This is a genomic window from Thalassobius sp. MITS945101 (assembly GCF_047123305.1).
GTDB lineage: Bacteria > Pseudomonadota > Alphaproteobacteria > Rhodobacterales > Rhodobacteraceae > Thalassobius.
On the sequence record NZ_CP138918.1, the window covers coordinates 24,978 to 46,041 of the forward strand.

General features: G+C 61.0%; 18 protein-coding genes and 1 pseudogene. 13 read left to right on the top strand and 6 right to left on the bottom strand.

The features are described from left to right. Positions 1-92: 92 nt before the first annotated feature. Positions 93-857: a DeoR/GlpR family DNA-binding transcription regulator gene (locus SIC14_RS00130; RefSeq protein ID WP_412563835.1), complete on the bottom strand. Its 765-nt coding sequence runs from the start codon at positions 855-857 to the stop codon at positions 93-95. Between the two features lie 233 nt (positions 858-1,090). Between SIC14_RS00130 and glpD the strand changes: the two genes are divergently transcribed. From glpD to SIC14_RS00145, 3 genes are all read left to right on the top strand, one after another. After that, on the top strand, positions 1,091-2,689 hold the full coding sequence (gene glpD / locus SIC14_RS00135; RefSeq protein ID WP_412563836.1) for a glycerol-3-phosphate dehydrogenase: 1,599 nt from the start codon (positions 1,091-1,093) through the stop codon (positions 2,687-2,689). A 133-nt stretch (positions 2,690-2,822) separates the two neighbouring features. Further along, positions 2,823-4,313 (top strand): glycerol kinase GlpK, encoded by a 1,491-nt coding sequence (gene glpK, locus SIC14_RS00140; protein WP_412563837.1) that lies wholly within the window; start codon positions 2,823-2,825, stop codon positions 4,311-4,313. Continuing rightward, positions 4,310-5,446 (top strand): iron-containing alcohol dehydrogenase, encoded by a 1,137-nt coding sequence (locus tag SIC14_RS00145; protein ID WP_412563838.1) that lies wholly within the window; start codon positions 4,310-4,312, stop codon positions 5,444-5,446. Before glpK ends, SIC14_RS00145 begins: the two co-directional genes overlap by 4 nt. Before the next feature lie 3 nt (positions 5,447-5,449). On the opposite strand, the gene SIC14_RS00150 is transcribed toward SIC14_RS00145, so the two are convergent. Beyond that, a complete protein-coding gene (locus SIC14_RS00150) occupies positions 5,450-6,226 on the bottom strand; it encodes a helix-turn-helix transcriptional regulator (protein WP_412563839.1) in 777 nt (258 codons plus the stop codon). A 121-nt stretch (positions 6,227-6,347) separates the two neighbouring features. Between SIC14_RS00150 and SIC14_RS00155 the strand changes: the two genes are divergently transcribed. Further along, on the top strand, positions 6,348-7,040 hold the full coding sequence (locus SIC14_RS00155) for a nitroreductase family protein (RefSeq protein ID WP_412563840.1): 693 nt from the start codon (positions 6,348-6,350) through the stop codon (positions 7,038-7,040). A 55-nt stretch (positions 7,041-7,095) separates the two neighbouring features. Here SIC14_RS00155 and nagA read toward each other — a convergent pair whose 3' ends face one another. From nagA to SIC14_RS00175, 4 genes are read right to left on the bottom strand one after another with little or no spacing between them, the layout of a single operon-like run. After that, positions 7,096-8,229, bottom strand: coding sequence for an N-acetylglucosamine-6-phosphate deacetylase (gene nagA, locus SIC14_RS00160; protein WP_412563841.1), 1,134 nt, complete (start codon positions 8,227-8,229; stop codon positions 7,096-7,098). Further along, positions 8,226-9,251, bottom strand: a complete 1,026-nt coding sequence (locus SIC14_RS00165; protein ID WP_412563842.1) for an SIS domain-containing protein — start codon at positions 9,249-9,251, stop codon at positions 8,226-8,228. Before SIC14_RS00165 ends, nagA begins: the two co-directional genes overlap by 4 nt. 17 nt (positions 9,252-9,268) lie before the next feature. Then, positions 9,269-10,024, bottom strand: coding sequence for a GntR family transcriptional regulator (locus tag SIC14_RS00170; protein WP_412563843.1), 756 nt, complete (start codon positions 10,022-10,024; stop codon positions 9,269-9,271). Next, complete coding sequence (locus tag SIC14_RS00175; RefSeq protein ID WP_412563844.1) at positions 10,021-10,899, bottom strand: BadF/BadG/BcrA/BcrD ATPase family protein; 879 nt, start codon at positions 10,897-10,899, stop codon at positions 10,021-10,023. The genes SIC14_RS00170 and SIC14_RS00175 overlap by 4 nt, the downstream gene beginning before the upstream one ends. 168 nt (positions 10,900-11,067) lie before the next feature. On the opposite strand from SIC14_RS00175, the gene SIC14_RS00180 reads away from it, so the two are divergent. From SIC14_RS00180 to SIC14_RS00220, 9 genes and pseudogenes are all read left to right on the top strand, one after another. Then, the gene (locus tag SIC14_RS00180; protein ID WP_412563845.1) at positions 11,068-11,955 is read left to right on the top strand and encodes an N-acetylmuramic acid 6-phosphate etherase; all 888 of its coding nucleotides are present in this window, start codon (positions 11,068-11,070) and stop codon (positions 11,953-11,955) included. A 34-nt stretch (positions 11,956-11,989) separates the two neighbouring features. Further along, a complete protein-coding gene (locus tag SIC14_RS00185) occupies positions 11,990-13,243 on the top strand; it encodes an ABC transporter substrate-binding protein (RefSeq protein WP_412563846.1) in 1,254 nt (417 codons plus the stop codon). A 70-nt stretch (positions 13,244-13,313) separates the two neighbouring features. Next, the gene (locus tag SIC14_RS00190; protein WP_412563847.1) at positions 13,314-14,228 is read left to right on the top strand and encodes a carbohydrate ABC transporter permease; all 915 of its coding nucleotides are present in this window, start codon (positions 13,314-13,316) and stop codon (positions 14,226-14,228) included. 10 nt (positions 14,229-14,238) lie between these two features. Next, positions 14,239-15,078, top strand: a complete 840-nt coding sequence (locus SIC14_RS00195; RefSeq protein ID WP_412563848.1) for a carbohydrate ABC transporter permease — start codon at positions 14,239-14,241, stop codon at positions 15,076-15,078. Then, positions 15,075-16,094, top strand: coding sequence for a Gfo/Idh/MocA family protein (locus tag SIC14_RS00200; RefSeq protein WP_412563849.1), 1,020 nt, complete (start codon positions 15,075-15,077; stop codon positions 16,092-16,094). Before SIC14_RS00195 ends, SIC14_RS00200 begins: the two co-directional genes overlap by 4 nt. Positions 16,095-16,103: 9 nt before the next feature. Beyond that, positions 16,104-17,099 carry an ABC transporter ATP-binding protein gene (locus tag SIC14_RS00205; protein ID WP_412563850.1) on the top strand — a complete coding sequence of 332 codons (996 nt, stop codon included), beginning with the start codon at positions 16,104-16,106 and terminating at the stop codon, positions 17,097-17,099. A gap of 187 nt (positions 17,100-17,286) precedes the next feature. Further along, positions 17,287-18,387 (top strand): LacI family DNA-binding transcriptional regulator, encoded by a 1,101-nt coding sequence (locus tag SIC14_RS00210; protein ID WP_412563851.1) that lies wholly within the window; start codon positions 17,287-17,289, stop codon positions 18,385-18,387. 25 nt (positions 18,388-18,412) lie between these two features. Further along, positions 18,413-19,759 carry an ABC transporter substrate-binding protein gene (locus tag SIC14_RS00215; RefSeq protein ID WP_412563852.1) on the top strand — a complete coding sequence of 449 codons (1,347 nt, stop codon included), beginning with the start codon at positions 18,413-18,415 and terminating at the stop codon, positions 19,757-19,759. A gap of 110 nt (positions 19,760-19,869) precedes the next feature. After that, positions 19,870-21,043, top strand: a pseudogene (locus tag SIC14_RS00220) (carbohydrate ABC transporter permease). Positions 21,044-21,064 lie beyond the last annotated feature (21 nt).

The following is a 21,064-nucleotide window of genomic DNA, read 5'->3' on the forward strand; positions in this document are numbered from 1 at the left end:
CCCCGCCAAATGCGTTAGTTTAGGCACCCATTGGTATGGGTTTGACAAAACCACACGTCACTTTTCCTAAGCGACTGAGGGATTTGCAGAAATCAGCTGCCCGTGACGAAAACTTCGGTTTTCCAGGCAGAAAATGCAATTTTGAGCTGCTCGGAAATGTCAAAATCCGTGTAAAAGCTGTCGATCTCGGACAGGGAAGTGATCCGCGACGGCGCGTTGCGCTGAAACTTGGACTGATCCGCGACCAGCGCCGTGTGGCGGGCGCTTTGCAGGATGGCGCGACTGACCTCAACTTCATGCAGGTCGAAATCCAGCATCTCTCCGTCCTGATCCAAGGCCGAACAGCCGATCACCGCATGGTCCAGTTTGAACTGCCGTACCGAGGCGGCCGCCAACGGGCCCACAAGCCCACGATCCACCGCCCGCAGCGTGCCGCCGGTCAGCACCACCTCACAGCTTTCATTGGCGGCAAGGATATTGGCGATGTTCATATTGTTGGTCACCACCATCAGGTTCTTATGGCTCAACAGCGCGCGGGCCACAGCCTCGGTTGTGGTGCCGATATTAAGAAACACTGAGGCACCATCCGGAATATCTGCCGCGCAGCGTTTGGCGATGCGCGTCTTGGCCTCAGCGTTCAGGGCGCGGCGGTCTTCGTAGTCAAGGTTGGTCACCCCCGAGGGCAGGACTGCGCCACCGTGCACCCGCTCCAGCTTGCCACCATCTGCCAGCTCACTCAGATCACGCCGGATCGTCTGCACTGTCACGCTGAACCGGTCGGCAAGCTCTTCCACGACCACACGGCCTTCGACACGTGCAATTTCCAGAATGTCGGACTGGCGAAAAGATAGCGACATCACACCCCTCTCGGTTTGGCGCGATCCTGCGCGAAAGCGCGGGAGGGTGCAAGCGCATGGGAAGTCCGAAGAAACGAACATAAGCGAACAAACTCCCCGCGTTCGGCCACAAATGATTGAATTTCCAATCAAGTTATTCATCAATGGCCACCAAAACGAACATTTGCGAAAAATAACATTGACTCATCGCGCAAATCCGCTATCCCGACAGCAACAACCACAGGAGCCTCCTCATGTCCCTCGTCGACACCAAACCCGAGATCGCAGACCTCTTTGTCATCGGCGGCGGCATCAATGGCTGCGGCATTGCCCGTGATGCGGCGGGACGTGGCATGTCGGTGCGTCTGGCCGAGATGAACGATCTGGCCTCGGCCACCTCCTCGGCCTCGACAAAATTGTTTCACGGCGGGTTGCGGTATCTGGAGTATTTTGAGGTCCGGCTGGTGCGCGAGGCCCTGATCGAACGGGAAACCCTTTTGAAGGCGATGCCGCATATCTCTTGGCCGATGCGCTTTGTGCTGCCGTTTCACAAGGACATGCGGTTTGAATCAGAAACCCCGACCTCGCGTCTGCTGAAATACGTGATGCCCTGGATGAAAGGCCGCCGTCCGGCTTGGCTGATCCGTCTGGGGCTGTTCATGTATGACAATCTTGGCGGCCGTGAAATCCTGCTCGGCACCAAATCTGTGAACCTGAAATCCGGCCCCGAAGGTGCCCCGCTGCAAGAGCGTTTCGCCAAAGCCTTTGAATATTCCGACTGCTGGATCGAAGACAGCCGTCTGGTGGTGCTCAATGCCCGCGACGCCGAAAAACGCGGTGCGCGGATCATGACCCGCACCGAGGTCATCTCGGCCCGTCGCGACGGCGGCATCTGGGAGGTGACCACACGTGACCGTGACAGCGGCGTGGAAGAGGTGCATCAGGCGCGCATGTTGATCAACGCCGGTGGTCCTTGGGTTGGCGACATCATTCAAAAAAAGGTCAAAAGCAACTCCCGCGAAGGGGTGCGTCTGGTTCGCGGCAGCCATATCGTGACCAAGAAGCTCTACGATCACGACAAGTGCTATTTCTTTCAGGGCGAAGATGGCCGCATCATCTTTGCTATTCCCTACGAGGGCGATTTCACCCTGATCGGCACCACGGATCAGGACCACCCCGATCCCTCTCAGGCGCCGGTCTGCACCGAGGCTGAACAGGATTACCTCTGCGATTTTGCCAGCAAATATTTCGACCGGTCGGTCACGCGGGACGACATCGTCTGGACCTATTCTGGTGTGCGCCCGCTCTATGACGATGGCGCCAGCTCGGCGCAGGCGGCAACGCGGGACTATACGTTGAAGGTGGACAAAGCGGGCGGCGCGCCGCTGTTGAACATCTTTGGCGGCAAAATCACCACCTATCGCCGCTTGGCCGAAAGCGCGATGGATCTGGTCGCCGAAGAGTTTCCCAAACTGCCGGAGAAATGGACCGCGGGGGTGCCGCTGCCCGGTGGCAACTTCGAGGTGCAGAACCGCGACTTCCTGGTGGAACAGCTGATGCGGGACTACAGCTTCCTGTCCCACAAATGGGCGCTGCGCCTGATCAAGGCCTATGGCACCGATGCCCCCGTCATGCTGGGAGACACCAGCCGCGTTGAGGATCTGGGCCCCGATTTCGGCGCCACACTCACCGGACAAGAGGTCGCTTGGCTGATGGACAACGAATATGCGGTCACGGCGGCGGATGTGTTGTGGCGGCGCTCGAAACTGGGCCTGCGGATGAGCAAAGAACAGGTTGCCACGTTGGAGGCCTGGATGAAATCCCGTCGCAGCAACCGGCCGTTCGCCGCTTGAGCCCACAGAATTTCGCGCAAGGGTGGTTGATCCCGCCCCTGCGTTGCGGCCACTCTGGCCCTTGGTGGTTGTGGAGGCGACCGCCCAATTGAAAACCAAAGACCCGAGACTTGTCTTTTGAGGGGGGACGTCAATGACACATGTGCTGGCCATCGACCAAGGCACCACATCTTCGCGCGCCATTCTGTTTGACAGCGACCTGAAGGTGGTCGCCTCCGCGCAGGAGGAATTTCCGCAGCATTTCCCCGCCTCGGGCTGGGTCGAACATGACCCTGCGGACCTCTGGTCCACCACCGCCGGCACCTGCCGCGCCGCTATTGAACGGGCGGGGCTGAAACCCGAAGACATCACCGCCATAGGCATCACCAACCAGCGCGAAACCACGCTGGTCTGGGACAAAATCACGGGAGAACCGATCCACAACGCCATTGTCTGGCAGGACCGTCGCACAGCGGATCACTGCGCCGCCCTTCGCGACGGTGGTCATGAAGAGATGTTCACCGACCGCACCGGTCTGTTACTGGATCCCTATTTCTCGGGCACCAAACTGGCCTGGCTGCTGGACAATGTGGATGGCGCGCGGGCCCGCGCTGAGGCGGGTGAGTTGCTGTTTGGCACCGTTGATTGCTTCCTGATCTGGAAACTCACCGGTGGTGCAGTCCATGCCACCGACGCCACCAACGCTGCCCGCACCCTGCTCTATGATATTCGCAAGGGCCGCTGGAGCCAGACCATTTGCGACCTCCTGAACATCCCGATGGTGATGCTGCCCGATGTCAAGGATTGCGCCGCCGATTTCGGCACCACCCGCGCCGATCTTTTTGGCCGCGAAATCCCGATCACCGGGGTTGCAGGCGACCAACAAGCCGCCACGGTTGGGCAGGCCTGCTTCCAGCCAGGGATGCTGAAATCCACCTATGGCACCGGCTGTTTTGCGCTGCTGAACACCGGTGAGACACCGGTCCGGTCGAACAACCGGCTCTTGACCACCATCGCCTATCAGCTGGACGGCAAACCGACCTATGCGCTGGAAGGTTCGATCTTTATCGCAGGTGCGGTGGTGCAATGGCTGCGGGACGGGTTGCAGATCATCCGCGAGGCCAAGGAAACCCAGCCCCTCGCCGAAGGGGCGGATCCGGCCCAGAACGTCATCATGGTGCCCGCCTTCACCGGGCTTGGCGCGCCTTACTGGAATGCCGAATGCCGCGGCGCTGTTTACGGGCTGACCCGCAACTCTGGCCCGGCCGAATTTGCCAAGGCAGCACTGGAAAGCGTTGGCTACCAGACCCGTGACTTGCTGGAGGCGATGACCGCCGACTGGGCGGGCCATGAGGGGGGCGAACAGGTGCTGCGGGTGGACGGCGGCATGAGCGCCTCGGACTGGGCGATGCAATTCCTGTCCGACATCCTTGGCGCGCCGGTGGACCGGCCCGAGGTTCTGGAAACCACCGCCCTTGGCGCGGCCTGGCTGGCGGGCATGCAGGCGGGGATCTATCCCGATATGGAAGGTTTTGCCAAAAGCTGGGCCTTGCAGAACCGCTTTGCCCCTGAGATGGCTGCAGAGACCCGAGACCAGAAATACGCGGGCTGGCAACGGGCGGTTCAGGCGACGCTCAGCGTATGACACCATTCGGATTTGCCAGCGCCGCCCGTATCCGGTTTGGACGCGGGGTGATCGCCGAGACGCCCGAGGCGATCGCCGCGCGCGGCCGCCGGGTGTTTCTGGTGCAGGGCAAATCCGGCCGTTTCAGCGATCAGCTGATTGCGCCTTTGAGGGCCAAAGGTGTGCAGATCGTGCCGTTCACCTGCGACAAGGAACCGGACCTGCCAATGCTGGAATCCGCCGTTGCAGCGGCACAGGCGGGTGGTGTTGACTGCGTTGCCGCCCTTGGCGGTGGTGCCGTGATAGATCTGGGCAAGGCGGTTGCAGCGCTGGCACCCTCTAAGTCTGCGGCGATGGATCATCTCGAGGTGGTTGGCAAAGGCCTGCCGCTTGCCGCCGCGCCGCTGCCTTTCATCGCCATGCCCACCACCGCGGGCACCGGCGCCGAGGTCACCAAAAACGCAGTTATTGCCGTGCCCGAACACGCCCGCAAAGTGTCCCTGCGCGATGACCGGATGCTGGCGGATCTGGCGCTGGTGGATCCAGCATTGACCGATGGCACCCCCAAAGCCGTGACGCTGGCCTCCGGCCTTGATGCTGTGACGCAAGTGATAGAGCCCTATCTGTGCAGCCGCGCCAATCCGCTGGTGGATGCCCTCTGCCGCGAAGCCATCCCGCGCGGGCTGACCGCCCTGCGGGTGCTGATGGATCGCGAAGATCCTGCGGCCCGCGATGACCTTGCCTTCACCAGCCTCTGTGGTGGGCTGGCGCTGGCCAATGCCGGGCTGGGTGCGGTGCATGGTCTGGCAGGCGTGATCGGCGGCATCGCCCCGAATGCACCACATGGGGCGGTCTGCGGCGCGCTGTTGCCACATGTGCTGACTGCCAACCGCGCCGCCACCACACATCTGCCAGAGGTGCAGGATCGGATGGATCAGGTCATGGACTGGATTGCGGGCAGCCTCACCCTGCGTCAGGGCAGCCTTGCGGACTGGGTCAACCGTCAGGGCCTGCCGCGTCTATCGGACATGGGCGTTGCGCCAGAGGATCACCCCCGCATTGCGAAGGATGCCGCGGCCTCTTCCTCGATGAAGGCCAACCCGGTGACCCTGTCATCCAACACGTTGGAACAGATCCTCGCCAATGCCGGCTGAGGCTTAGACCTTGGCAATCAGCTCGCGCATGGAGGTTACGTTCATACGTTTGTAGGCCTTTTTGCGATGGGTGATCACGGTGGTTTCCCCCACCCCCAGAATCTCGGCAATCTCCGCCGCCGTGCGCCCCTTGATGGTCAGCGCCGCCACTTCGCGTTCACGTTTGGTCAGGCTGGGATAGGTCAGCGCCAATCGCGCCTGCACATCCTGATCCGCCGCTTCGGTCTGTTGCAGGGTCATGGAAACATGGCGTTCCGCCGAGGCCATTATGACAGACATCACCGCGATCAACCCGTCCCGCGCCTCAATCGCATAGGTGCCAAATTCGCTGGAGCTGTAGAGGCTGACCGCCAGCCCAAACCCCGCCCGACGCCGCACCATGCTGACCCGGCTGGTGATGCCCGGCAGGTCGTAGCAGTCACGCCGGTAAGTGAAGGATTCCAGATCTCCCGCTTCGTGATGGGTGAAGAAATCGCCCTCACCCTCCGCCCCCAATAGCAGCTCCGCATTGCGGTCCCCCGCCCAATGGCGGCGGTAGCCCTCGGCCGCACGTTCCGCCCGTTGTTGCCCAAGGCGGGACGCGGTGCCCATCAACAAGGGGGACTCGCGGTCGCCTTCGCAATAGAGCGACGCAAAATCCGCCCCGGTCAAAGGATGCGCAAACGCCAGCGCCGCCTCGATAAACGTAGGCTGGCCGATGGCTGTGATGAGCGCCGTGCTGGCACTCAGCGGGGCCAGCACATCGGGCAACGGGTGGGTCAATTGGAAGTCTTCGCGCATATCGGGGCCTTGGGATCGTGGGGTGCCGGAAACTGCCCCCTCCTCATATCTGAGGAATGCCTGCCCCGCCAGTGCCACTTACCCTGTCCGCAACACAGCCCAAAGACCAGAAAGGCCCGCCATGTTTTCCCGCGATCATATTGAATACCTGCCCGTTGACTTGCCCGACCGGCTGCAGATGACAGACGCCGAAATGGCCGAAGCAGCGCAAGCCTTTTACCAGCATATGAAAAAACGCCATACAGTGCGGGACTATTCCGACCGGCCCGTATCCCGCGAAGTAATCGAGGACTGCATCCGCACCGCCGGCACCGCGCCGTCGGGGGCGAACCACCAGCCCTGGCATTTTGTGGCAATCGCCAACCCCGAGATGAAACGCCGTGTGCGTGAAGCCGCCGAGGAGGAGGAACGCCGCTTTTACGATGGCGGCGCAGGGGATGAATGGCTGAAAGCGCTGGAGCCCATTGGCACCAATGACCACAAACCCCATCTGGAAGAAGCCCCCTGGCTGATTGTGATCTTTGCCCAGCGGTGGGGCCATTTTGACGATGGCACCCGGTTCAAGAACTACTACGTGCCAGAAAGCACCGGCATTGCCTCGGGCTTCTTGCTAGCGGCTTTGCACCACGCGGGGCTGGTCAGCCTGACCCACACACCCAATCCGATGCGGTTCCTGAACAAAATGCTGGGGCGACCGGAATCCGAAAAGCCGATCATGATTGTCGCCGTGGGCCACCCCCGCGCGGATGCGCAGGTGCCGAAAGTGGCGAAGATGAAAAAGCCGTTGGAGGAAATCCTCACCGTCGCGGAATAACGCGCGACATCAGACAATTGCTGGTCCGCTCTGACGGAACGGACCATGCATCGCCTCAGACCACAGAACAGGTGCTCAGGTCACCTTTGATCCGGATCAGCGGGCTGGGTTTGCCCAAGGCGAAAGACCCGATCCCCTCGGCCAGCCCCATCAGGCGGGCAGGTACGTGGGTGGCGGCACGCAGCGCAATTTCCAGCGGCACATCAACCTGTTGATGCATCACCCGTACCGCGGTGGTCAGATCCAGATCGGCCCCTGCCAGCGTGCCATCGGGCAGTGTCAAACGCCCGCCTTCGCGGGAAATCACCCGCCCTTCGAGATGGAACTCTGACACATCGGTGCCCGCAGGCGCCATTGCGTCAGACACCAGAAAAATCTCGCCCGGCCCCTGTTTGGCGTCCCATGCCGCGCGGATCGTTGCGGGGTGCACATGCACCGCATCCGCAATCAGCCCCGCCGAGGCGGTTCCGCTGTGCAGCACCGCGCCAACAAGACCCGGCTCACGGTTGCCCATCTGGCTCATCGCGTTGAACAGATGCGTGGCGCATTGTGCGCCTGCCGCGAAATAGGCGGCGCAGGTGGCGAAATCCGCATCGGTGTGCCCCAAGGACACAACCGCCCCCGCCTCGACCAGCGCCTTCACCTGATCCACGGTCACGTTTTCCGGTGCGACGGTCAGCATCAGCGCAGGCAGATCGGCTGCCGCCTGCAACAGCATCGCCAGATCACCGTCATTCATCGGGCGGATCAGGGCGGCGTCATGCGCACCTTTGCGCGCGACCGACAGGTGCGGGCCTTCCAGATGCAGACCGGCAATGCCTTCGATCCCTGCAGCGATCGCCTCTTTCACAATGGCGATGGTCGCTTCGGTTTTGGCCAGCGTGTTGGTGATCAGGGTCGGCAGGATATGGGTTGCCCCCAAACGACGATGCGCCGCGCCCATCCGGCGCAGCGTGTCCAGTGACAAGTCATCATTCAGCATGATCCCGTCACCGCCATTGACCTGCAGATCGACATAGCCGGGGCTGAGGATATCGCCACCCAGATCCACGATCTCACCTTCACGGCCGACAAAGTCTTCGGAGCCAATGGCCGTCACCGCACCACCGACAACCCGCAGCGCATAGCCGTTGTGCAGGCGTTCCCCATCAAAGATGGGGCCGCCCAGATATGTGATGACCTCGGTCATACCGTTTCCGTGACTTTTTTCAGATGCCGCGGGGCGTCCGGGTTGATGCCCATCTTGGCCGCCACCTGTTCCACCATCGCATAGAAGGACACCGCCAGCGGGATCGGATCGGTCAGCCAATGATCGGTGCGCACATGGTCCAGCGCATTGGCGGTTTTGACCTTGTCGGAGGTCACAAACACCTGCGCACCCTTGCCGGCAATCGTGTCGGCCACCTCAACCAGCGAAGCCTCCGCCGCATCTGCGGCTGCAAAACCAAGCACCGGGAAGCCCGCATCAACGATGGACACCGGACCATGCAGCACCTCAGCCGAAGAGAAGCTCTCGGCGTGGATCTGGCAGGTCTCTTTGAACTTCAGAGCCGCCTCATTGGAAACGGCCCAGCTGGGGCCACGGCCCAGGGTATAAAGCGAATCGCCCGAGATTGTGTCAACAACCGCCGACCAGTCACATTTGGTCGCCGCCTCCAACTGTGCGGGCAGCGCTTTGATCGCGGCGAGCAGCGCGGCGTCCTGTTTGATTTCGGCCAGCAGCCACAGTCCGGTCACCAGCGAGGTCACATAGGTCTTGGTCGCCGCAACCGAGATTTCGGGACCTGCATGGATCGGCAGGGTTTTGGTCGAGGCCTGGGCCAGCGCCGAGTCGGCATTGTTGGTGATCGCCACCGAATAGGCGCCCGCGCCGGTCAGCTGTTCGGCCAGACGCACAATGTCCGGGCTGGCGCCCGACTGCGACACGCCGATGCACAGGGCACCCTCTGCCTTCAGCGGGGCGTTATAGATCGATGCAACCGACGGCCCTACTGAGGCGATGGGCAGTCCCAGCAGCAGTTCGGAGGCGTATTTCAGATAGGTGCAGGCATGATCCGAGGAGCCGCGCGCAACCGAGATCAGGTACCGGATATCCGCCGCCCGCACATCCGCAGCCGCCGCCTGAACGGCCCCTGCCCCTTCGGTCAGCAGGCGGTCAACCGCCACCGGGATTTCTTCGATTTCACGGCGCATCTGAGTGGTTTGGGACATGGGAGGAAGCCTTCGTGTTAGGAGGAGAGGCGCAGCTCGGCCACGAAATCGTAGGCGTCGCCGCGGTAAAGCGATTGGGTGAATTCGGCCACACGGCCGCTGTCCAGATAGGAGGTGCGCTGGATCGACAGACCGGCGGTGCCTTCGGCCACGCCCAGGAGGTCACTTTCCGGCTTTTCCAGATTCACGGCCGAGATTTTCTGCACCGCACGCACGGGCCGTTTGCCGTGCTGTTCCAGCAGTTCATAAAGCGAGGTGCTGACATCCAGCGGGTTCGGCAGAATGTCCAAGGGCAGCGCCGCCTTTTCCAACGCCATCGGGCGCCCGCCCGCTTCGCGCAGGCGGTAAATTCGGGCCACAGAGGCGTCCGAGGGCAGACCAAGCGCCACAACCTCTTCTGGCGACGGCAGGAAGACCCCACGCTCCAGCCACTTCGAGGTGGTGTCCAGCCCGCGCCGCTTCATATCGGCGGTGAAGCTGGTCAGGTGCGATAGGGACTGTTCGACCTTCGGTTCGGCTTCGCGCACAAAAGAGCCAGAGCCCTGACGCTGCACCACAGTGCCTTTTTTGACCAGTTCCTGAATGGCCTTGCGTACGGTGACGCGCGACAATTCTGTCAGATCGGCAATTTCACGTTCCGGCGGGAGCGAGCTGTTGGGCTGCAAGATCCCATTGTTGATCGCCTCTTCCAGCCGACGGCGCAGCTGCACATAGCGGGGGCCGCCATCTTTCCCAAGCCACCCCTCAGGGCGCAGAAACTCTGCTACATTCATGCGACCAACTCCTCCCGAAATTCTTCTGCCAAGGCCAGCGCCCCCTCCAAAGGCGTGCCAACGGGGGTCACCAGCGCAGCCTGCAACGTCTTTGGCAGGTATGGCGCATAGACCGGGCCGATGCCACCGGTCAGACACAGGGCCTGTCCGGGCAGGAACCCAAGATCCGCAAGCGAAGCGGCAATATGATCCGCCGCCGCCGTCATCAGGGACACGGCTTGCCTGTCGCCCTCAGCGGCATGGCGGCTGACCAATTTGGCATAGTGGCCGAACTCTGCCGGTTTGGCAGAGGCGGCAAATTCTACAATCGCGGCACTGTCGCCACGGGTGGCCATGATCTCTTCGATCAAAGGCGTGGTCTGGCCCAGGCCATCCACCACAGCCAGGGCGCGGGTCAGCGCCAGCCGGCCAACCCAGGCGGCGGAGGCTTCATCGCCAAGGATCAATCCCCAACCACCGGCAAGACGCATCTGACCACCGCTTTGCAGCGCAAAAAATGACCCGGTGCCACAATGGGCAATCGCGCCATCACGATCCCCCAGGGCGCCGCGCAGGGCAATTGGGCGGTCATCTGCAATGCGGGTGTGGGTCAGCGGCAAAGCCTGCTCAAGGCGCGTCGCAATCGCCGAACCGGTCACCCCTGCCAGCCCCAGATAGGCCGGCACCTGATAAAGCGCTTCGGGCGCAAGGCCGCTTTGACTGGAAAGCGCCGCCAGACCTTCCGTGATCTGATGCACCGCCCCGTCAAAATCAGAGGTGACATTCGCCGATCCCATTTCCACGGACCATTGCCCGGCAGTACCGGACAAAACCAATCGACACCGGGTTCCCCCGCCATCCACGGCCAAAATGGAATCGTTCTTCGCGTTCAGCATATGAACACCTTTATAATACCCATGATTAAATTTAAAGACCTAACTAAGACCAAAGCAATCCGATTTTTACGAAATCAGCCCAATTTACGTAACTTTCGAACGACTTTTACAAAATGGTAGACAAATGGTATTGCATAGGTATGATTGTCGCAAAGGGGAGAGATTCGATTGAGCCAATCTGCAACAGAACAGCTCCATAAGGATGCGAAGGGCCTGGATGCCCGCGACGCTGCTGAAATGGCGGCCATCCTTGCCGCTGGCCAACAGGCCGCTGCAGGCGCTGTTGATGGCGCGGTCGGGTCGATCTGCGCAGGTGCCAAATCCATGGCGGCCTCGCTGCAAACCTCTGGGTCTCTTTATTATATTGCCGCGGGCTCTTCTGGACTGATGGCCGCCGCCGACGCGATGGAGCTGGGGGGCACATTCGGCATCCCTGCCAGCCGCATCAATATCCTGATGGCCGGCGGCGTGCCGACCTCGGCGGAAATGCCAGGCGATACCGAAGATGATCGCGACGCGTTGACCACAGCGCTTGCAAATCTCAGCGCCGCGGACACGATCCTTGCTGTCTCCGCCTCAGGCACCACCCCCTACACGATGGAAGCGGTGCGCATTGCCAAACCAACGGGCGCCACCGTGATTGGAATTGCCAACAACCCCGACACGCCGCTGCTGAAGGCCGCCGATCACGCCATTTTGCTGCCCACCCCGCCCGAGGTGATCTCGGGCTCGACCCGTATGGGCGCGGGCACGGCACAGAAAATTGCGCTGAATATGCTGTCGACCCTGATGGCCAAAGAGCTGGGCCATATCCACGACGGGATGATGGTCAACATGCATGCCGACAACACCAAACTGCGCGGCCGCGCACGCCAGATCGTGCGCACCATCGCCAAGGTGGATGACGCCACCGCCAGCGCAGCGCTGAAAACCACTGGCGGCGCTTTGAAACCCGCCATTCTGATTGCAGCAGGGGCTGAGACCGCAGAAGCGGCGCAGGCCTTGCTGGATAGCAGCAAAGGGCATCTCCGCCCTGCCCTGCAAAGACTGACTTGAACCACTTTACGTTTTACCAACCGGGAGGAAGACCATGAAACGTACTACTCTGGCCGCACTGCTGATGGGCACCACGCTCACCGCAACCGGCGCAATGGCCCAGGACGTCACCCTGACCATCGAAAGCTGGCGCAACGACGACCTGACCCTGTGGCAGGACAAGATCATCCCCGCCTTTGAAGCTGCCAACCCTGGCATCAAAGTAAAGTTCACCCCCTCGGCCCCGACCGAGTATAACGCGGTGCTGAACTCCAAGCTGGATGCCGGTTCCGCTGGGGACCTGATCACCTGCCGTCCGTTCGACGCTTCACTGGCGCTGTTCGAAGCAGGCCACCTGGCCGACCTCGACGATATGGACGCGATGAACAACTTCTCGTCCGTGGCCAAATCGGCCTGGCAGAACGATGATGGCTCCGCCAGCTTCTGTGTGCCGATGGCATCGGTGATCCACGGCTTCATCTACAACGCCGACGCCTTCAAAGAGGTTGGTGTTGAAGTCCCCACCACCGAGGCAGAATTCTTTGCCGCGCTGGAAGCTTTCAAGGCCGATGGCAGCTACATCCCGATGGCGATGGGCACCAACGACCAGTGGGAAGCCGCCACCATGGGCTACAACAACATCGGTCCGAACTACTGGAAAGGTGAAGAAGGCCGTCGTGCGCTGATCGCCGGTGAGCAGAAGCTGACCGACGAAGCCTGGGTTGCCCCCTACGCCACCCTGGCGAAATGGGGTGAGTATCTGGGCATGGGCTACGAAGCACAGACCTACCCGGACAGCCAGAACCTGTTCACCCTGGGCCGTGCAGCCATCTACCCTGCTGGTTCGTGGGAAATCACTGGCTTCAACGCGCAGGCTGATTTCGAAATGGGCGCCTTCAAAGCGCCGGTTCAGAACGCAGGCGACACCTGCTACATCTCGGATCACACCGACATCGGCATCGGCATGAACGCCAACACTGCCAACCCCGAAGCGGCTAAGGCCTTCCTGTCTTGGGTGGCTTCGCCTGAGTTCGCGTCGATCTTCGGCAACGCGCTGCCGGGCTTCTTCCCGCTGTCCAACACCCCTGTTGAACTGGAAGATCCGCTGGCAAAGGAATTCGTGTCCTGGCGTGGTGAATGTGAGTCGACCATCCGTTCGACCTACCAGATCCTGTCGCGTGGCACGCCGAACCTGGAAAACGACACCTGGGGTGCATCGGTTGCGGCCATCAAGGGCACCGAAACCCCCGAAGCTCTGGGTGCCAAGCTGCAGAACGGCCTGGCCTCCTGGTACGCGCCGCAGCAGTAAGCTGATCTAAACACTACCTTTTCCGGGCGGCCATGTGCCGCCCGGTTCCCTCTCACTCGGAGGTTTCCCCATGCAGAAGCGCCGCTTCCCCTGGCACATCCCCGTTTTCCTTGCACCAGCCGTTATCATCTACACGCTGGTCATGATTTTCCCGCTCTTCAACACGTTGCGCCTGTCGCTCTTTTCCAAGATCGATCAGGAACGGGTCTATGTGGGTCTTGAAAACTTCCGCACGCTGTTCTTGGACCCGATCTGGTCCGAGCAATTCTGGAACGCCCTTGCAAACAATTTCTGGTTCTTCCTCATCCATATGGTGGTGCAGAACCCAATCGGCGTCGCCCTCGCCGCGATCCTGAGCCACCCGCGCCTGCGGTTTGCTGCGCTCTATCGCTCTGCGATCTTCATTCCGACGATCCTCAGCTTTGTGATCGTGGGCTTTGCCTGGAAACTGATCCTGTCGCCGATCTGGGGCATTGCGCCTTCGATGCTGGACGCGGTGGGTCTGAAATCCCTCTTCGCGCCCTGGCTGGGCAAGGAAGAATACGCGCTGACCACATTGGCACTGGTTTCGGTCTGGCAGTTCGTCGGCATCCCGATGATGCTGATCTACGCCGCCCTTCTGTCGATCCCCGAAGAGGTTCTGGAAGCGGGTGAGATTGACGGTATCACCGGCATGTCCGCCTTCTGGAAGATCAAACTGCCGCTGATCCTGCCCTCCATCGGGATCATCTCCATCCTGACCTTTGTGGGCAACTTCAACGCCTTCGACCTGATCTATGCCGCCCAAGGCGCATTGGCGGGGCCGGACTATTCAACCGATATCCTTGGCACTTTCATGTACCGGACCTTCTTTGGCTTCCAGCTGCAACTGGGCGATCCGCATATGGGATCGGCAATTGCTTCGGCCATGTTCGGCATCATTCTGGTGGGTGTCTGTATCTACCTCTTCGGCATCCAGACCCGGATGCGCCGCTATCAGATGTGAGGGCTGAGATATGAACAAGGCACGCAACAACCCGTTCAACCTCTTTGCCATGCATGGGGCGTTGATCCTCTACACTCTGATCGCGCTGTTTCCGGTCTTTGTGATCCTGATCAACAGCTTCAAATCGCGCAAAGCCATCTTCCGCGAACCGCTGGCCCTGCCAGATGCGGACAGCTTCTCGATGATTGGCTACCAGACGGTGATGAAACAGGGGGATTTCTTCCTCTATTTCCAGAACTCCTTCATCGTGACGGTCGCTTCGCTGTTCTTTGTGCTGCTGTTTGGCGCCATGGCGGCCTTTGCGCTGGCCGAGTATCGGTTCAAGGGCAACACGCTGATGGGTCTTTATCTGGCGCTGGGGATCATGATCCCGATCCGGATCGGCACCGTCGCCATTCTGGAACTGATGGTGCAGACCGGTCTGGTCAACACCCTCTGGGCGCTGATCCTCGTCTACACTGCACAGGGCCTGCCGCTGGCGGTCTTCATCCTGAGCGAGTTCATGCGGCAGGTCAGCGATGATCTGAAGAACGCAGGCCGGATTGATGGCTTGAGTGAATACACCATCTTCTTCCGTCTGGTGCTGCCGCTGGTGCGCCCCGCGATGGCGACGGTGGCGGTGTTCAACATGATCCCGATCTGGAACGACCTGTGGTTCCCCCTGATCCTGGCCCCGGCCGAGGAAACCAAAACCCTGACGTTGGGCAGCCAGGTCTTCATCGGTCAGTTTGTGACCGACTGGAACGCGGTTCTGTCCGCCCTGTCGATGGCGATCCTGCCGGTGTTGATCCTCTATGTGATCTTCTCACGCCAGCTGATCCGCGGCATCACCTCGGGAGCTGTGAAATGACCCGTGTTCTGATTGCAGGCCTGGGCAATATGGGCCTGTCCCATGCCCTGGCCCATCACAACCACCCCGACGCCGAGGTGGTGGGGCTGGTCAACCGCTCAGGCGTGGTGGATCATCCCGAACTGGGCCAATACCCGGCCTATTCGGACTTTGCCACCGCGCTGGCAGAGACGAAACCCGATCTGGCCGTGATCGCCACCTATTCCGACAGCCACGCAGATTATGCCTGCGCGGCGATGGAGGCAGGCGCGCATGTGTTCATCGAAAAGCCACTGGCCACAACGGTGGCCGATGCAGAGCGGGTAGTCGCCAAGGCCGTGGAGACCGGCCGCAAGCTGGTGATCGGCTATATCCTGCGCCACCACCCATCCTGGGTCCGGCTGATCAAAGAGGCCCGCGGCCTTGGAGGGCCTTACGTCTTCCGGATGAACCTGAACCAGCAAAGTTCTGGTGCCGAGTGGGAGACCCACAAGAACCTGATGCAGACCACCAGCCCGATCGTGGATTGCGGAGTGCATTACGTCGATGTCATGTGCCAGATCACCGATGCCAAACCGGTGAAGGTCAACGGCATGGGGCTGCGCCTCAGCGATGAGATCGCTGAAGGTATGTACAACTACGGCCAGCTGCAGGTCATCTTCGATGATGGCTCCGTCGGCTGGTACGAGGCCGGCTGGGGCCCGATGATGTCGGAGACCGCGTTCTTCGTGAAAGATGTGGTCAGCCCGAACGGATCGGTCTCGATCGTGGAAGGCGATAAGTCTGAATCCTCGGATGTGGACAGCCACACGGCCGTGGGCAGCCTGTTGGTGCATCGCACTGAAGGCGGCACGGTGATCGATCTGCCAAACGAGCCGGGGCACCAAGAGCTCTGCGATGCGGAACAGGCCTATATCCTGCGCGCCATTGCCGAAGACATCGACCTGACCCGCCACATGAATGACGCCGTGCAGTCCCTGCGCATCTGCCTTGCGGCAGATGAAAGCATCCGCACCGGCCAACCGATTAATCTATAGGAGCGCACCATGACCGCATTGTCGCTGAGTAACGTCAACAAATCCTTTGGTTCGGTCCATGTGCTGAAGGACATCAACCTCGAAGTCGAAGAAGGCGAGTTCGTCGTCTTCGTCGGCCCCTCGGGCTGTGGTAAATCCACCCTCCTGCGGGTCATCGCCGGGTTGGAGGATGCCTCGTCCGGTGAAATCACCATCGGCGAAGACAACGTCACCCTGGCGCCGCCGGCCAAACGTGGCATCGCGATGGTGTTCCAGAGCTACGCGCTCTACCCGCACCTCAACGTGCGCAACAACATGACGCTGGCGCTGAAACAGGCGAAACGCCCCAAGGATGTCATCGACGCCCGCGTCGCCGAGGCCAGCCGGATGCTGAACCTTGAACAATATCTGGACCGCTACCCCTCGGAACTGTCCGGTGGTCAGCGCCAGCGGGTTGCCATTGGCCGCGCCATTGTCCGTCAGCCGAAACTTTTCCTGTTTGACGAACCGCTATCGAACCTGGATGCGGCGCTGCGGATGAACACCCGGATCGAGATCGCCAATCTGCACCGCCAGCTGGACGCCTCGATGATCTACGTGACCCACGACCAGACCGAAGCGATGACGCTGGCCGATAAAATCGTGGTGCTGCGCGACGGTCGGGTGGAACAGATCGGCTCGCCGATGGAGCTTTACAACAACCCCGCCAACCAGTTTGTTGCGGGTTTCCTTGGCTCGCCCTCAATGAACTTTGTCCCTGCCGACAAGGTCACCCCGGGCGATCTGCGCACCCTGGGTGTCCGCCCCGAAGACCTGACCATCAGCGACGACGGTCAGTTGAAGGGGCAAGTCACCCATGTGGAACATCTGGGCGGCGACACCAACGTTCTGGTAAACATGGATGAGCATATCATCACCCTGCGTCTGTTTGGTCAGCACCCTGTTAAAGTGGGCGAAACCATTGGTCTGGGATTTGATCCGGCCCGCGCCTACCTGTTTGATCAGAACGGCCAGCGCGTCGCCTAACGCACCCCAAATCCCTTGCAGAAAGGCGGGCCCCGGGCCCGCCTTTTTTGTTGTGCCGCGAAGTTCCCTTTCGCCCAATTCTTAAGCGAAACCGGTTGCGGATGCCGAAGTTCATTACAGAATTTTCACGAATACGTTGCCGAAACCGGTTTCGGGCCTCTTTCTGAAAGTGGGAGGACGAATCGACGTGAAGACCAAGGACCAGAATCAGGCCATTCAGAACTGGCGCGCGAAACGCGTGACCATTGCCGATCTGGCTGAGGAACTGGGTCTTACCAAGGGCACGGTCAGCCGCGCCCTAAACGGCTATTCCGACATCTCCGAGGCCACCCGCATCCGGGTGCGCAAGATGGCCGATCAAATGGGTTACCGCCCGCTCAGCCACGCGCAGGCGATCCGCACCGGGCTGGTCCGGTCGCTGGGGCTGGTATTGCAGGTCAACGAGCATGACGGCCACCGCCCCTTTGTGGCCGAGTTTCTGGCCGGTGTGTCCGAAGGGGCCTCAGCACAGAACTGGACGCTGACGGTCTCAACTGCTGAAAACGACGAAGACACGTTGCGGCTGCTGGAAAGCCTTGCCGACGAGCAAAAGGCCGATGGCTTCATCCTGCCCCGCACGCGGTTGGACGATCCGCGTATCGCCTTCCTGCGCAAACAGGACATTCCCTTTGTGCTCTATGGCCGCACCGGCGATTCCACCGGCTGCAGCTGGTATGACATCACCAGCGAAGACGCGATGGTCGAGGCTGTGCAACAACTGGCGGATCTGGGCCACCGCCGCATCGGGTTCATTCCAGGGGCCAGCGGCTACACCTATGCCCAGCTGCGCCTTGAGGGCTATCAGCGCGGGTTGGAGGCTGTGACCCTGCCGCATGACCCGGCGCTGATCACCGCGCCTGCCGTCAATATGACCGAAGGGGCAGAGGCCGCCCGCCAGCTGCTAGACCAGCCAAACCCGCCCAGCGCGCTGCTCTATAGTGTCGACCGGGCGGCGATTGGCGCCTATACTGTTGCCAAAGAACGCAGGCTGACAATCGGCCGCGACTTTTCCGTGATCGCTTATGACGGGGTGCCAGAAGGCAGCCTGATCGATCCGCCGCTGACAACGTTCCAGGTAGATACACGCAAAGCCGGCAAACGGCTGGCGGAACTGTTGATCCAGCAAATCCGGGGCGCAGACCCCGAAGACCTACGCGAATTGGCCCGCGCTCGGTTCCTTGACCGGGACTCGCATGGACCTGCGCCGCATCCGGTGGATGTGGTGCCTGCGGGCAATACCAAGACCTGAATTCAATAAATAACGGGAGGAAGTTATGACTAAATTCAGCAAACTGATGACAGGCTCGGCGCTTGCGCTGGCCTTTATGGCCCAAGGGGTCGCGGCGGACACAATCCGCTTCTGGACCACGGAGGAACAGCCTGAGCGTCTGGCCAAACAAGAGGCGATGGCAGCCGACTTCAAAGCGGCCACCGGCATCGAGGTTACGGTCATTCCGGTTTCGGAATCCGATCTCGGCACCCGCGCCACTGCCGCCTTTGCGGCTGGGGATCTGCCCGATGTGATCTACCACACCCTGCAATACGCCCTGCCCTGGGCCGAAGCTGGCATTCTGGACACCGAGGCCGCCACCGACGTGGTTTCGGAACTGGGCACAGACACCTTTGCCCCCGGCGCCCTGGCAATGGCCAACTATGAGGGCGAAACCGCCTCGGTTCCGGTCGATGGCTGGACCCAGATGGTGGTTTACCGCAAAGACCTGTTCGAAGCGAACGGCCTGGAGGCCCCGACCAGCTACGCCGCCGTCGAAGCTGCGCTGGAAAAGCTGCACAACCCGCCGGAAATGTTCGGTTTTGTCGCCGCCACCAAGGTGGATGAGAACTTCATGAGCCAGGTTCTGGAACATGTCTTCCTGGCCAATGGTGTCAGCCCGGTCGGCCCCGAAGGGTTCCAGCCGCTGGATGTCAAAGCCACCACCGAGGTTCTGGACTTCTACAAGAGCATCGCCGCCGCATCCCCGCCCGGTGACCTCTACTGGAAGCAATCGCGCGAGCTCTACTTCTCGGGCAATGCGGCGATGATCATCTGGTCGCCGTTCATTCTGGACGAGCTGGCCGGCCTGCGTGACAGCGCTCCGCCCACCATCAACGAAGATCCGACCTCGGCCGCACTTGCGTCGATGACCGGAATCGTTACCAACTTCTCCGGCCCCTCGAACCCTGATGGCGCCGCATGGGGGGACGTGCGCTACTTCGGCATCACCTCGGACGCAGACACCGACAACGCGATGGAGTTTGTGAAATTCTCGATGGATGCGGGCTATGGCCAGACCCTGTCGATTGCACCTGAGGGCAAATTCCCCGTGCGTGCCGGCACCGAGGCCGAACCGAAGAAGTTCAAAGAGATCTGGGCCAGCCTGCCTGTCGGTGTTGACCGCAAGGCACCTCTGGGCGACCTCTATGCGCAAGAGATGATTGACGAAATCGTCGGCGGTCTGGAAGTCGCCAAACGCTGGGGCGTCTCCGAAGGGCAGCTGTCGCTGGCCTCGAAGATGATCAACAGCCAAGCGATCAACCGCGTGGTGCGCCAGTATATCGACGGTGAGGTGGATGCCGCCGCCGCCGTGGCCGCCATGAACGACGAACTGTCGAAAATCAACTAAAGGCCGCGCGGGGTCCTGCGTCTTTGACATAGGACCCCGCCTTTTCCTGCTATGACCCATTCCCTACTCCCCCGAGTGGCGCGACCCCGCTTGCCCGGCGCGAAGCCCGACTGGCCTGGGGCCTGCTGGCCCCGACGCTGCTGTCTGTGGCGCTGGTGGTTGTGATGCCGCTGCTGGCGATCTTCTGGATCAGCTTCAAACCCATCGGTCTGGCCGATCTGCGCCCGCCCGCCCCGATTGTGCGGGAAGCGTTGCGTGGCTCTGGCGAGAATTTGCGGATCGAATACCGGTTGCGCAACTCCAGCCAGGACAAGCTGGTCGAAAACGTCGTCATCACCGACACCCTGCCGGATCTGGTGACCGTCACAGGTGACCTGCCGGCGGGCTGCACCCTGACCGGCCGCGATCTGCGCTGCGCCTTTGACCAGTTGGAGGGGGGCTATAACGAACGGCTGCGCATTGCTGTCACCACCACCGATGAGGAGGCAGCGGAAGCGGCCGTTGAAGGCTCGGACCCTGTGGTCAGCGGTGAAGCTGACAGCATTCTGACCAATTTTGAGTTTTCCACTGAAAACTTCGCCCGCATCTTTGACAGTGATGAGTTCATCGCCGTCATGGGGGTGACGCTGTTCTACACCGTGTTCGGTACCATCGGCGCGCTGGGTGTCGGCCTGTTTGCCGCCCTCTTGCTGAACAAAAGCTTCAAGGGCCAAGGCATTCTGCGCGGGCTGTATCTGTTTCCCTATGTGGCGCCCGTGATCGCCGTCGCCTTCAGCTGGCTCATCCTGTTTGATCCCTTTTCGGCTCGGCCAACGCGTTGTTGATCCAGATGGGGGTCACCGAGGGCGCGATCAACTTCTTTGGGGAACGTCCCCTGGCGCTGATCATGGTGACAGTGTTTGAGATTTGGCGCTACTTCCCGCTGTCGTTCCTGTTCATCCTGGCGCGGATGCAGTCGATCGACACCGATATGTATGAGGCCGCCGATATGGATGGGGCCAGCCCGTTCCAGAAGTTCTGGTACCTCAGTCTGCCGCAGCTTCTGGGCATCCTCTCGGTGCTGTTCCTTCTGCGCTTCATCTGGACCTTCAACAAGTTCGACGACATCTTCCTGCTGACAGGGGGCAACGCGGCACGCGGACCCTGACGGTCAATGTCTATGAACAGGCCTTTGCGATCTCCAACATCGGGGCCGGTGCGGCCGTGGCGGTGGTGATCTTCCTCTGTCTGCTCAGCTTCTCGGTCTTCTTCTTCCGCTTCATGAGCCGGGAGGAGGGTCTGTGATGGGTCTGTTTACGAGCCGTG